Annotated in this window: 12 protein-coding genes; 11 read left to right on the forward strand and 1 reads right to left on the reverse strand. The window is 38.0% G+C overall.

What is annotated here, in order from left to right; genetic code table 11:
• Positions 1-250: 250 nt before the first annotated feature.
• The 7 genes from PZ898_RS00790 to PZ898_RS00820 all read left to right on the forward strand — a co-directional run bounded on the left by PZ898_RS00790 (position 251) and on the right by PZ898_RS00820 (position 8,224).
• Positions 251-844, forward strand: a complete 594-nt coding sequence (locus tag PZ898_RS00790; protein WP_277694536.1) for a TlpA disulfide reductase family protein — start codon at positions 251-253, stop codon at positions 842-844.
• Positions 845-853: 9 nt separating this feature from the next.
• Complete coding sequence (locus PZ898_RS00795) at positions 854-1,345, forward strand: hypothetical protein (protein ID WP_277694537.1); 492 nt, start codon at positions 854-856, stop codon at positions 1,343-1,345.
• A gap of 71 nt (positions 1,346-1,416) precedes the next feature.
• Positions 1,417-1,980, forward strand: coding sequence for a Crp/Fnr family transcriptional regulator (locus PZ898_RS00800; RefSeq protein ID WP_062670502.1), 564 nt, complete (start codon positions 1,417-1,419; stop codon positions 1,978-1,980).
• Between the two features lie 100 nt (positions 1,981-2,080).
• Positions 2,081-2,470, forward strand: coding sequence for a RidA family protein (locus PZ898_RS00805; RefSeq protein ID WP_277694538.1), 390 nt, complete (start codon positions 2,081-2,083; stop codon positions 2,468-2,470).
• A gap of 384 nt (positions 2,471-2,854) precedes the next feature.
• Positions 2,855-3,667: a hypothetical protein gene (locus tag PZ898_RS00810; protein WP_216444895.1), complete on the forward strand. Its 813-nt coding sequence runs from the start codon at positions 2,855-2,857 to the stop codon at positions 3,665-3,667.
• A gap of 182 nt (positions 3,668-3,849) precedes the next feature.
• Positions 3,850-4,638: an SDR family oxidoreductase gene (locus PZ898_RS00815; RefSeq protein ID WP_277694539.1), complete on the forward strand. Its 789-nt coding sequence runs from the start codon at positions 3,850-3,852 to the stop codon at positions 4,636-4,638.
• Positions 4,639-4,738: 100 nt separating this feature from the next.
• Complete coding sequence (locus PZ898_RS00820) at positions 4,739-8,224, forward strand: DUF2723 domain-containing protein (protein ID WP_277695622.1); 3,486 nt, start codon at positions 4,739-4,741, stop codon at positions 8,222-8,224.
• A gap of 62 nt (positions 8,225-8,286) precedes the next feature.
• Here PZ898_RS00820 and PZ898_RS00825 read toward each other — a convergent pair whose 3' ends face one another.
• Positions 8,287-9,099, reverse strand: coding sequence for an AraC family transcriptional regulator (locus PZ898_RS00825; RefSeq protein WP_277694540.1), 813 nt, complete (start codon positions 9,097-9,099; stop codon positions 8,287-8,289).
• A 132-nt stretch (positions 9,100-9,231) separates the two neighbouring features.
• On the opposite strand from PZ898_RS00825, the gene PZ898_RS00830 reads away from it, so the two are divergent.
• From PZ898_RS00830 to PZ898_RS00845, 4 genes are all read left to right on the forward strand, one after another.
• Complete coding sequence (locus PZ898_RS00830) at positions 9,232-10,554, forward strand: TolC family protein (protein WP_277694541.1); 1,323 nt, start codon at positions 9,232-9,234, stop codon at positions 10,552-10,554.
• 4 nt (positions 10,555-10,558) lie between these two features.
• Positions 10,559-11,623 (forward strand): HlyD family secretion protein, encoded by a 1,065-nt coding sequence (locus PZ898_RS00835; RefSeq protein ID WP_062670488.1) that lies wholly within the window; start codon positions 10,559-10,561, stop codon positions 11,621-11,623.
• Positions 11,616-13,208 carry a beta-carotene 15,15'-monooxygenase gene (locus tag PZ898_RS00840; RefSeq protein ID WP_277694542.1) on the forward strand — a complete coding sequence of 531 codons (1,593 nt, stop codon included), beginning with the start codon at positions 11,616-11,618 and terminating at the stop codon, positions 13,206-13,208. Before PZ898_RS00835 ends, PZ898_RS00840 begins: the two co-directional genes overlap by 8 nt.
• 221 nt (positions 13,209-13,429) lie before the next feature.
• Positions 13,430-14,401, forward strand: coding sequence for a helix-turn-helix domain-containing protein (locus PZ898_RS00845; RefSeq protein WP_277694543.1), 972 nt, complete (start codon positions 13,430-13,432; stop codon positions 14,399-14,401).
• The last annotated feature ends 91 nt before the right edge of the window (positions 14,402-14,492 follow it).

Genomic DNA, 14,492 nt, shown 5'->3' on the forward strand with positions numbered 1-14,492 from the left:
TGGTTACATAAATAATACTATTATGTATTGTATATTGATTTATTGTTGTTTTTCTGTTGATTTTGTTGAAAAACAAATTATTAACGCTTGTTGAACGAATTTTATTACTGTTAACGTGAAATTTTCAGTGTAGTGTTTGCTAGAATCCTGAGATGTAAGGGATTTTTATTTTAAAAAAAGCCCTTCCTGTCTTTTGATCAAAATATTAATCCTATATTGGCTGGGAATTAAGCGGGAGAATATGGAAAATATGAAGATCTGGTTAAGAAAAAATGGCTCTACAGCAGTACTTACGGTATTGTTTATTATCATTTTGGTGAATAAAGATGCAAAGGCATGGTTGATGAGACAGGTGGCTTCCACAGGAATTCTCAATTCCAGCATATCAGAACCAAAAGAAACCCGGAATAATGCAGCCAAAGTTTCCTATGCCGGGCTGATGCTGAAAAATGAAGATGGAACAATTATCGACGGGTCTGCGTTACAGAATAAAGTAGTCTTCATTAATTTCTGGGCCTCCTGGTGTCCTCCGTGCCGTGCTGAGTTTCCGTCTGTTCAGAAACTGTATGATCAGTACAAAAACAATCCGGATATGGTATTTCTTACAGTAAATCTGGATGATACTCCTGCTCCTGGAAAATCTTATTTAAAAGAAAAAGGCTTTACGGTTCCTTTTCTTACGCCGGCCGGAAATATCCCTGATGTATTGTATAGCGGATCTTTACCAACCACTATTGTACTGGATAAAAAAGGAGAAATCCGCCTGCATCATAAAGGATTGGCAGACTACAGTAAAGATTCATTTTATAAACAGATTGATGAGCTTTTGAAAGAAAATCCATAATTTTTAATAATGATGATTCCTTTTATCCTGCCAACTCTTACCGCAATAGAAAATGAAATCCTTAAAGAAAAAAGCGCCGTGCAGAACTTTCCAAAGGTTATAGATTTTCCTTTCTCTGAAAACTATAAAACGCTGGTTACTCAAATAAAAACAACAGAAATCTCTTCTGAAACCATTCTGTACAATTCAGTGGATGCAGTCAATGAAAATAAAGAATTTAACTTGCCGGAGTACTGGTGTTTTGCTGGCAACGAACAAGGTGACCGATGGTTTCTGGACAGGGATCAGAAGGTTTTTTTCTATGATCATGATGATGAAGGGAAGCTGAAGCCGATGCATATTAATTTTGAAGAATGGCTGCAAATGGCATTCATTATCCATCAGCTGGATGACTGTTTTGATCAATATGAACATATCACTGAGCCGGTTCGGCAAGAGTTTTATAAAGCCCTGAATACTATTCATCCCACATTAAGTGATATGTATCCGTTTACATTGTAACGCTGATTTTATCAGCAATGAATGTAAATGTCTAAGTGAAAAAAGAATACTTTTACCATAAGAAATAGAATATGCTGCATCAGCTAAGAACCCATATTGAAAAAATAATTCCTCTTAATGATGATGAATTTGAATTCATATCATCCTGCTTTACTTATAAAAAATATAAGAAACATCAGTTTCTGGTACAGGAAGGGGAAACGGTTCCCTATAATTATTTTGTCCTGAAAGGCTTGCTGAAGCTGGTTTATTCTGACGAAACCGGAAAAGAACATATTGTTGGATTTGCCATGGAAGACTGGTGGGAAACAGATTTTCCCGCTTATTATCAGCAAACGGCAGCAACAATGTCTCTGGAATGTATTGAAGATACGGAAGTACTGTGTATTAAGCTGGACGATTACAGAAAACTTTGCGCTCAACTTCCAAAGCTGGAGCATTTCTTCCTTGAAAAAGCATATATGGGATTTATTACGGCCCAACAGCGTACCATTTCTATGATGACAACAGGAATAAAAGAACGCTATGAGCAGCTTTTGAAAAAATATCCTTCTCTTGTTCAGCGTGTTCCCAAATCTCTTTTGGCTGCTTATTTAGGGGTGTCCAGAGAAACTTTAAGCCGTCTGCCTCTGTAACGCTGTGATCAAACTCACACTATAATCGTGATCCGTATCACAGGAATTTGCTGTATTTGTTCTGCAATTTTGTACAGTAACAAATAACAAATTCAAGACAATGGAAAAAAGAACGGTTAATCCTTGGAAATGGCAGAATGAAAGAAGCTATTCACAGGCGGTAGAGGTAAAAAATGTGCAAAGTACTTTATATTGCTCGGGACAGGCAGCTATTGACCCCGATGGAACATCCAGTAATAAGGATATGAAATCGCAGCTGGAACAGGCTATTGCCAACCTGGAAGAAGTGATTACTACAGCAGGGTATAAATGCAGCGGTATTGTAAGATTAAATATTTATACTACTTCTACGGAAGAACTCTGGCCTCATTTTCCTATTCTTCAGGAATGGATTGGCAGACATAAAATTCAGCAGGCCGTAACAATGCTTGAAGTGAAAGGTTTGTTTGAAACTTTAAAAGTGGAACTGGAAGCAACCGTGGTCAAATAGATTATCGTTTAAAATTAAAAAGAAACCTTCTTATATATTAAGAAGGTTTTTTGTATTGTTTAAAAATATTATCTGAAAGATTGATAAATCTGATTTTTTCAAAAAGTACAGGGTTTATAATAAGAATAACAATGTTATGAATATAAATAAAAGTTTCTAAATAACTATGCTTATTATATAATCTGTGAATGGAATGCTGATAATTGAAATTGAGTTTATTGAAAAATTAACAATTATTTTTATAAGCCTAGTTCTCTTTTGTGTGAAATTTATTATATTTGTTTTAATATAAGTGATTATTTAGGTTGAATCTTTAATTTTATCACAATAATTTTAGCTTTTTGTTTTTAAAATCATTTTAATGTTGATCAAAAATTATTTATTATGAAACGTAAACTTATCTATTCTTTATTTCTTCTAACAGGAAATTATATTTTTATAAGTGCGCAGGTAGGTATTCAGACTTCCAATCCACAGGGTGTTTTCAATATTGATGCAGCCAAAGATAATCCTGCTACAGGAACACCTTCGGCGGCACAACAGGCCAATGATGTAGCTGTTACTGCCGCTGGAAACATGGGAATCGGGACTACGGTTCCAACGAATAAGCTTCATATCAATGGAACCGATCCGTTGCGAGTACAGGGGCTTTCTGCAGGAAATACCACTACAGATCCTCTGTTGGTAGTGGATGCGACTGGTGTTGTTAAAAGTATCGGTACATTAGGCGCTTTATCTATTCCAAATCCTGCAGTTTTCAGGCTGGAAACTGCACAGACCAATTTCTTGCAGGCACAAGGTGCAGGCGGATCACAGGTGGTCCCTATGTCTGTGGTTAAAAATACCATTCCCGGTATGAGCTATAACGCAGGAACAAGTACTATTACATTTCCTGCAGGAACTTATCAGATGACTTTAGTGTATGAAGCAACTCATAATGCAACAGGATGTACTATCAGCTCATATTTTATAGATTTCCCTCTTAACACAGGTTCTACTCGAATTCACAGTACGGCTTCACACTCAGAAGGAGCCCTTTCTAATCACGGAGGTACCATAACCTATGCTACCACTGTTCCAGCCAACAGAACATGGACGATAACTCTTGGAAGAGGCCAATCCGGTAACTGTGGAGGAGCAGGAATGAGTCTGGCTGCAACTTCTACCCAATTACTTGTTTTCCGTATCGGAGATTAATTTCTTTAAAGTTCCCATATCAGGCATTATTGTTTTAGCAAAAATTCTAATAACACAAATACTGAAACACCAGCTTACCCTGGTGTTTACTGTTGTATAAAATAGCGCCTGCTGTGCATTAAATGATCATTAAAAATAAAGATTGCTTATATTTATACAGATAATCAATACTCATTGCAAAGATGAATATTCAACTTTTTTCAAAAAACGCTTTAGTGGGAGGAGCAACCCAGGGAATAGGAGCAGGAATTGCTGTAGAACTGGCAAAATGTGGAGCCAATGTTACTGTTATGGCCCGCAATGAAGCAAAACTTAAAGATTTCGTTGCTGCACTGCCAGTCATCAATCCTGATCAGAAACATGGATACCTGGTAGCAGATTTTTCAGATTTTGAAAGTTATAAGAAAATTATAGAAGGATTTTTTAATGATCATTCGATAGATATTCTGGTGAATAATACCAATGGTCCGGAACCGGGATTGGCAGTGGATAAAAATACAGAGGATTATCAGAAAGCATTTGATCTTCTTTTTAAAACTGTTTGTGAAACAACATTGCTGGCTTTACCTCATATGATCCAACAGAAGAAAGGGCGTATCATTAATGTTTCATCTCTTTCAGTAAAAGAACCGATTGGAAATCTGGCCTTGTCCAATTCTATCCGTTCTGCAGTGATTGCGTGGGCCAAAACGCTTTCCAACGAAATTGCACAGCATAATATCACGGTAAATAATGTCTTAACAGGATACTTCGATACTGAAAGAATTCAGAAACTCGTTGCTCATGAAGCGCAGCAAAGCGGCAATTCTGAAGAAGAAATAAAAAAGGCGAGGGAAAATAAGATTCCGATGAAAAGATTCGGACAACCTGAGGAGTATGGACATCTCGTGGCTTTTCTGGCTTCGGAATATTCAAATTATCTTACCGGAACAAGTATCCCTTTGGATGGAGGATTGAATAATACCTATTAAACTTTTACCATTTAAGAAATTAATAAATTATTCCAAATAAATAAGGTAAATGTAATAAACCTTTTTCTTGAGTTGTCATATCAATATTGGAAAATATGATATGAAAAACTGGTCTTTTAAAAAATGGAACACCGTACTGGGATGGTTTCTTTTCGCTATTGCGCTTATTACTTATCTTTCAACGATAGAACATTCCCTTAGTTTTTGGGATTGCGGAGAATATATCTCTTCAGCTGTGAAACTGGAGGTAACCCATGCGCCGGGAGCGGCTTTATTCCAGATTATGGGAGCGGTAGCCAGTATTTTTGCATTAGGGAATGCAGAACATTATTCTATTGTAATCAATGCTATGTCGGCTTTATTCAGTGCATTTACGATCCTCTTTCTGTTCTGGACAATTACCCATTTTTTAAGACGGCTTTTACATAAAGATGTTGAAGAAATGACAAAACATGAGGAAATATCAATTCTGTTTGCAGGAGTGATTGGTGCTTTATGCTTTACGTTTTCAGATACATTCTGGTTTTCAGCAGTGGAAGGAGAAGTGTATGCAATGGCTTCCATGTTTATTGCTTTGATGGTCTGGCTCATTACCAAATGGGAAAATGAATATAAAGCCGTAGACAGCGAGAGATGGATCATTCTTATTTTCTTCATTATAGGGCTTTCTGTAGGAGTGCATATGATGTGTATGCTGGCCATTCCCGCCATATGCCTGGTGTATTATGCCAGAAATTATACTTTTTCGTGGAAGAGTTTTATAGTGGCCAATTTGGTTACACTTGGAATTCTTGCCTTCGTATTCAAGATGATTTTTCCTTTGATCATGACGATGTTTGGAAATCTTGAAATCTTCTTCGTGAACGGGCTGGGACTTCCTTTCCATTCGGGGACCATGGTGGCGTTTGTTCTCATGATCATCATCAGTTATCTTCTGATTAAATATGCGAAGAAAACAAAAAGAAAGCTCTATCAGACTGTTGTTTTATCTCTGGTCTATATGATCATCGGGTTTTCATGCTGGCTGGTGATTCCGATAAGAGCCAATGCTAATCCTCCTATGAATCTTAATGATCCGGATACGGCCATCGGAATGCGAGATTATTATAACAGAGTGCAATACGGTGACTGGCCTACCATTTACGGACAGAATTACACCGCCTTTCTTGATAAAAACGGAATGGAAAAAGATGAAGATGGAAGCTACAAAAGAGACATTACCGGAGATATTTACGAAAAAGATGAAAAAACCGGGACCTACAGAAAAACGGGGGAGAGTTTCAACTATGTGTTTAACAAATCCCATATAAGCTTCATGCCAAGAATGTTCAATCAGGATAATGAAGTGATGGCAAACTATATTTCTTTATATGGAGCTCCTGATTTTACTTTTAATTATGAGAATGAAGACGTTGCAGACAATCCGGAAGCGAAAAGGATTTTTGAAGAATTAAGAGCAAAATATGAAGGAGATTCTATTACAGTCGAAGATTATCTGAAAGTGAAGCCTTATGATATTATTAAGGTGCAACGTCCATCCTTCGCTCAGAATATGGATTATTTTATATCATTTCAGAACGGATATTACTTTGTAAGATATCTGATGTGGAACTTTGCAGGAAGACAAAATGATCTTCAGGGGCACATGGAAAATACCAATGGAAATTGGATATCAGGATTTTCTTTTATTGATAATGCTTTATGGGGAGATCAGGATCATATGCCTGCCAAATTTAAAAATGAAAGTACTGTAAAGTTTTTCTTTTTGCCGCTAGTTTTAGGATTGATTGGCTTCTTTTTCCAGCTCAACAGAGATTTTGGAAGATTTTATGCGATGCTTTCACTGTTTATTCTGACCAGTGTGGGAATTGTTTTCTATACCGGAGTAAAACCGTTTGAAGTGCGGGAAAGAGACTATGCCATGGTAGGTTCATTCTATGTCTTTGCCGTCTGGATTGGTCTGGGAGCAGGAGCCATACTTTGGCTGATTCAGTCTAAGATTAAATCCAATGCTGCCAATATTATTCTGGGAACTATTTTATTAGGGGTTCCTTTGATGATGGGATTCCAGAATTATACTTCCCATGACAGAAGCAAAAAAACGGCAGCCCGCGATTATGCCTATTCATTTTTACGGTCATTGCCTAAAGATGATATCATTTTTATTTATGGTGATAATGATACTTTTCCGGTGTGGGCTATTCAGGAAACAGAAAGATTCAGGGATGATGTGAAAACAGTCAACTTTACCCTTTTGGCCACTCCATGGAATATTGATCAGGTGAAGAGAAGAACCTACAATGCCATGGGAATTCCGGGTGAATTAACGCATGAAGAATATAGAGACGGTGTCAATGATCAGGTGTATCTGATGAAAAAAGAAGATTGGGAAGGACTTTTCCAGATGCTGAAAGAACAGGGAGCGCCGGAAACGGCTTTCCAGGAATTCAGAAAATATCTGACCCAGGATTCAATGACCCTTAAGGATGCTATGAAATTCCTGAAATTACAATCGTCTGAAAAAGATGAACTGCTGAAAATGTACTTCGGCGAAAAACAATATGAAAAATACAATATTATTCCAGTCAGTAAATTTATCCTTCCCGTCAACAAAGAAAATGCTGTAAAAGCAGGAATTATTAATCAGTCCGATCTTCCGGATGCTGTAGATCAGATCATGATCAATTATGAAGCGAATACCCTTTACAAAAGCAATCTGATGATGCTGGATATGTTAGCTAATTTCGATTGGAAACGTCCGATCAGTTTCTCTTCAGGCGGGATGTACGACAGTGAAAATATTTTTTATCTGGATGAATATCTGCAGTTTGACGGTTTCAGCTACAGATTGGTTCCCATTCATACGCCTCAGGGGCCTGATGGCGACAAAGGAAGGGTAGATGCCCAATCTCTTTATCAGGTGGTGAAAAATTTCAGATGGGGAAATTTTAAAGATCTGAGTATTTATTATGATGAAACAGCCACATCGAATATTTTAGGCTACAGAATGTCGGTGAGCAGAGCTGTATCTGCACTTGTGGCAAGCGGGCAGAAAGCGAAAGCACTCGAGTTACTGGAACTTGCTGCAAAAGAAATTCCTGCTGAAAAATACAACGATCCACGTTCACTGAGCGCCATGGTTACCGGATATATTGTTGCAGGGCAGGAGCAAAAGGGGCTTCAGCTGGCAGAAAATCTCAAAAAAGGAATATTTGAAGAATACGATTATTATCAAAGTCTCACTCCTCCATTGAAAGCAGCAGCCAAAAGACAGATGAGGTCCAAGCCGATGGAATATGCATTGGTGGTTTCTGCTGTTACTGAAGGCTACAAAAAGCTTGGGCAAAATGAAAAAGCACATGCGTATCTTTTAAAAGCAATGGAGCCTATCGACAAAAAATTCAATATCTTCATAAAAGGGCTTCAGCAGATGGACAAAGAAAGAGCAGGGAAAGAAGCTGAAAATATACGCCAGATCGCTCCCTTTTATCAGTATTTATTCAATGTTATGGAGCCCTTTGATTCCACCTATTCCAGGAAAAAAGAAATTGTGATTACCAATGCGATGATGAAAGTGACACAGTAATAATCAGTGATAAAGCCTTTAAGCATAATGTTTAAAGGCTTTTATTTAATTCAGGGTCCAATTTAATCTGTAAAATTCTGAATAGCTTTATTGCTCTTCCTTAAATCAGAAGGTCTGGATTGGGTAAACTCATGAAAAGTATCACTAAAGGCACTGATAGAGCTGTATCCAACGTCATCCGCTATTTCATTGATGGGTTTGTCTGTATTTAAAAGGAGTTCAATGGCTTTGATGATTCTTAATGTTTTTAAATACTGGAGGAAAGAAATATCCATATCTGCTTTGAAAAGCCGCGACAGAGAACGCTCACTCAAACCAAATCTGCTGCTGACATTGGACAGAGTCAATTTTTCTCCGATATTCCATTCCAGATAAGATACGATTTTCATCATCTGTTTGTTATGAGTGGCAGGAAGAATAATAGGTAATGGCTGTTGATGGGTTTTAGGAAGGATCTTTTTTAATGCTACCAGAAATTCAAAGTTTTCATCTTTTGCAGTTACATGCTTTTCATCCCATATTTCAGAATATTTGATCATCTGAATCAGGAGTTCTGATGCCGGATAAATGCCCAGTCTGCTGTAGAAAGGATCTGAAATATCATCATGGGCATAGAAGTAAAGAGACCGCAAAACCGTTGCCGTATGTCCGATCTCTAAAATATGCTCCATTCCCTGCGGAATCCAGAAGAAATGCCTTGCCGGAACCACATAGGTCCTGTTGTCAATCGTAATATAGGCGATACCCCCTTCCACATAGCTCAGCTGTCCTTTCGTATGTTTGTGAAAAGGAATCAGTTTTTCTGATTTTTCATGCATGATAAATACACTTTTGTCGTCTTTATCTATGTCCGGAAGTGCAGCAATTAATCCCATTAAAAAGTTTAAAATACCAAAGAAAATACAAATATAATCATTTGGCCGGAATCATGTAAAAGTTGACTATTTTAGATAAATAAAATATCCGGATTGCCAATAAATTTGCAGTGCAATAATTCAAAAATTCAAATGAAAATTTATGTCGCCGGATTGCTGATGTTTGGAGTTTTCCCCATCGTATCAGCGCAGACCGGCAGTCCAACAAAGGATACCATACGACTCTCCCTAAAAGACGCATGGCAAAGAGCGGAAGAAAACAGCCGTCATATCAGAATCAATACCATTAATGTAGACATTGCCGAGGCCGAAGTAAAAGATGCAAAAAGAGAGCGTCTCCCGGAAATAGAAGTCAAAGGCTCTGCTGAAAAAGCGTCCAACATTCCTATCTATGAGAACGGAATCTTTTCAAAACCTACCCAGCATGAAGTTATCCATACGCTTTACAGAGCCGGAGCAGATTTTTATCTGAATATTTATAACGGAAACAAACTGAATCTTAAGATTAAGGAAAATCAAACGCTTCAGAAAATTAAGGATATCCGGAAAGAACAGTCCGTTTCAGATATTCACTACAAAACAGCATCGCTTTATCTGGAATTACAGAAAACCTTAATCTTCAGAGATCTTATCAAGCAGGATATTGATGATCAGAAAACACAACTGAAGGAAATACAGACTCTTTATAAAAACGGAGTGGTTTTAAAAAGTGATGTTTTAAGAATTGAACTTGAACTTTCAAAACGAAAAATGGCACTGGTGACCATAGAAAATGATATCCTCATCGCCATGCAGAAATTGAATATTATTCTTGGAATTCCGGATGAACAGGTTGTTATTCCTGAAGCGCCGTTTAATCAATGGAATGAGAATACAACGTATGATGAATATCTGAAACAGGCATTGGATCATTCTTTTGATTACCATGTTTCTGAACAGCAGACAGCGCTGAGTATTATCAAACTGAAACAGGTAAAAGCGAATGTAAGACCTAAAATAGGGATGTATGGCGAATTTTATTATGCCAATCCACAGATTTTTCTTTATCCGTACAATCCGTATTGGTATTCATTGGGGATTGTGGGAATTAAAGCTTCATTTTCCATCTCTTCCCTTTATCACAATACCCATAAGGTAAAGGCAGCCCAGCTTGAGTTTGAAAAAGAAGAGGAAGTGCACAGGGATACGGAGGATAAAGTAAGACAACAGGTGAAAGAAGCTTATTTAAGGTACCAGGAAGCTTTGGAACAGATAAAAGTGGCAGAAGCCAATGTCGCTCAGGCAAAGGAAAATGCACGTATTATCAAAAATACTTACTTCAGCCAGACTTCCCTTATCACAGAACTGCTGGATGCAGATATACAGCTGCTTCAGACAAAATTTGAACTGGAAGCGGCTAAAATTATGGCACAGAACAATTATTATTTATTACAAAATATTACAGGCGTTTTATAAAACAATGAAAAAAAAATACACTCCCACCGATAGAATGATCACGAAGATCACAGGATGGATTTCAGTTGTTATCGTTGCCGCACTTGCTGTTTGGGGCGGTTTTACCTTAAAAAATTATTATGCCTATGAGCAGACCAATGATGCACAGGTTCAGGAATATGTCAACCCGATTATTTCAAGAGCCGGTGGATTCATTGTTGCCGTAAAATTTGAGGAAAATCAGGAAGTTAAAAAAGGAGATACTCTTTTAATCATTGATAACCGTGAATATATTCTACAGGAAAAACAGACTCAGGCAGCCATTCAGAAAGCGCGTGCCCAACTGAGAGTATTGGAAAGTACAACAGGAACTACAGAAAAGGAAGCTGCAGCAGCGATGGCTCAGGTAGATGCCAGTAAAGCAAAGGTCTGGAAGCAGCAGCTTGATTATAACAGATATAAAAAACTGTATGATGAAGAATCTGCTACCAAACAGCGCCTTGAAGATGTGAAAGCAACCCTGGATGTCAACGAAAGTGATTATAAATCTTCGCAGGATAATTATGCAGCTTCTGTGTCCAAGATTAATGATATAAGGGCAGAAAAAGCCGTTGTTCTGGCAGAAATTGCAAGACTGGAAGCATTGCTGGACCGTCACAAACTAGACGTAAGCTATACCGCTGTTACTGCTGCTTATGACGGAAGGATGGGGCGTAGAACCGTTGAGGTGGGGCAGATGATTGATGCCGGAGAAACGTTGGCTTTTATTGTCAATAATGAAACTGATAAATGGGTGGTAGCCAATTATAAAGAAACGCAGATCAAAGACATGCATATCGGCGATCATGTGAAAATTGTGGCGGATTCTTATCCGGACAAAGAATTCCAGGGAACGATTATTTCCCTTTCTCCTGCAACAGGTTCGAGTTTTTCATTGCTTCCACCGGATAATTCCACCGGGAATTATGTAAAAATTGTACAGCGTATTCCCGTAAGAATTAGAGTGGACGGACAAAGAAGCCAGATTGATGTTCTGAAAGTGGGAATGAATGTGAATGTTTATGCCAATAAAAAGCATTCCAATGGCTAAAAGACAAATGCCCTATTTCAAAAAATGGGCACCGGAATGGTTGGTGAAGATTATTCTTTTTTCAATGACACTTCCGGGAATCATTATCTTTTTTCTGCCACTGTCTAATGTGAATGCAGCAGCAGGATATTATGGATGTGAACCGGCAGACATCCAGTTTTCAATAGCCTTATTTTATGCAGGGTATGTAGGTTTTTACAGCCTGGAAAGACGATTTTTCAGTTTTCTGGCCGCAAAAGAATATTTTCTTCTGTTTACCACATTGCAGATTCTGGCTTGTCTGATATGCTATTTCACCCGTGAAGTCTACATTTTGTTTCCGGTTCGTTTTATGCAGGGAATGTTGTTTGCAGGGAATGTAAACCTTTCTCTCACCCTTATTTTCACCCGGCTGAGCAGTGAAAGAGGGCGGGAAATCAGCTTTTCAGTGTTTTTCGGGATATTAATTTGTGCTTTGCCGTTTAACAACCTGATTACCGCCGACCTCATAGATTCGTATAATTTTAATATCGTCTATAAAACTGCCATCTTCTCCTATCTTCCGGGACTTATTTTCCTCACCCTGGCAATGAGCAACTACAGAACCCATGCAAGATTTCATCTCTATAAACTCGACTGGCAGAGTTTCGGACTGTTCAGTACGATGCTGGTGCTCATAGGATATATAACTATTTTCGGGCAGGAATATTATTGGCTGGAGGATAACAGGATTTTGGGAAGTGTCATTGGAATTATTGTCCTAGGTGGAATATCAGTATTTCGCCAGCAGGCTATTAAAAGGCCTTATATTGATCTGCGTGTTTTCAGATACCGGAATTTTAAAGTAGGTCTGCTGATTCTTTTTGTGATGTATATATGCCGTTTTGCTTCAGGAATTGTCAATACCTATTTTGCATCAGAACTGCATTTAGATCCATTTCATATATCCTATATTAATATTTTCAATCTTGCAGGGTTGATTATTGGGGTCATTATCGCCTGTTGTATGGTTTTGCAGAAAAAAAATATACGGTATATCTGGGGACCAGGTTTTTTAATGCTATTGATCTTTCATGGATTAATGTATTATTCTTTTGATGTTCAGGCTGATGAGTTCAATTATTATGTTCCCTTATTTCTTCAGGGATTAGGTGTGGGGTTGATTATGGTTCCGACGATTATTTATATTATTTCTTCCGTTCCTGCTGTTATTGGACCTTCCGCTGCTGCCATAGCATTAGCCATACGATATCTGGGTTTTTGTATCAGTATTGCCCTGATCAATTTTTTTGAACTCTTTGAAAAAAGTCGTCATTATAATGCTTTTCAGGATCATTTAAGTGCTGTCGATCCGGAAGTTAAAAGCTTTCTCCATCAGCAGACTGCTAAGCTTATTGCTCGCGGAATGCCGGAAGATAAGGCTGTTAAAGCTGCCAATAAGCTGTTGATTGGCAGAATGAATGTTCAGGATCATGTCCGTTTTGCGATGGATTATTATGAAATCATGGTATGGCTTCTTGCCGCCTCACTGTTATTGATTTTCCTTTTCCCATATCTTAACCGCACTGCTCTTTATTTAAAATCACGCAGATTATCTCCCGCGTAAGAGAATTTTAATGTTAATCATCGAAAAAGTATAGCTTGTCAGCTAATTTTATAGTAGAGTGCTGAGACTGTCTGATAAGGCAGTCTCTTTTATTTTGATAAAGGATAATGATTACTTCTGGCCGGAATTGTATGTTTTTTGTCATTGCAGACAAAATCCTTTCTCTCTACATTTGTACTCATACAGAAAGAGATATGAAGAAAGAAGGGCGAAAAACAGCAATGAAAAATATAGTGCTTTTAGCATTGCCAGAGGTACAGCTGCTTGATATTGCCGGACCATGGGATGTTTTTACATCAGCAAACCGTTTTTTAAATGATAAACAGGATTCCGGCTATCATGTGTATCTGGTATCCGGAACTTCAGAAAAAGTAATATATTCAGGTTCAGGAATGCCTTTATCATGCAGCCATACTATTTATGATATTGATTTTTCCGTAGACACTTTACTGGTGGCAGGTACCACATTGAGCGTGCTGGATGAGGTCAATCCGGACATTTATCATTACCTTCAAAATATAGCTCCTCACGTGAGACGAATGGGATCTGTCTGTGTAGGGGCGTTCATCCTTGCCAAAGCTGGTCTGCTGGATGGCAAACAGGTAACTACTCATTGGAAGTTCGCAGATACTTTACAGAAATCTTATCCAAAATTGGATGTCAATATTAATCCTTTTTTTATCCGTGACAGGCCAATTTATACTTCCGGAGGTGTTTCTTCAGGGATGGATCTTGCATTGGCTCTATTGGAAGAAGACTTTGGAAAACCTTTGGCTGCCGAAGTTGCCCGTCATCTCGTCCTGTATTTAAAAAGATCCGGAGCACAGTCTCAGTTCGGAAATGCATTGCCGGAATATGAAATAATGTCTCCTTTTACAAAACAAATCCGTGATTTATTGAAAGATAAGCTTGGAGAAGCTGTTACGGTGGAGTATATGGCAGAGTTTCTGAACATGAGTGTCCGTAACTTTTCCAGGGTATTTGTAAAAGAGTCAGGAATGACTCCCGGCAGATTTCTCGAAAAAATGAGGCTGGATCAGGCTAAAAATATGCTGGAATATACTGATATGAGCATCGATATGATAGCTGATAAATGCGGATTGAGTAATGCTGTTTCTCTCAGCCGCTTATTTCTTAAAAACATTTCCCTCTCTCCGGCACAGTACAGGAAGGCATTCAATACTACAGAATAATAGTTTTTTCTTGTTGATTTTACATAAAACTGACAATCATCAATTGTCAGCAGGGAAGACCTGTGCTATGATCTGAAAATAATAATCTTAA

The organism is Chryseobacterium sp. WX (assembly GCF_029542485.1).
Lineage (GTDB): Bacteria > Bacteroidota > Bacteroidia > Flavobacteriales > Weeksellaceae > Chryseobacterium > Chryseobacterium cucumeris.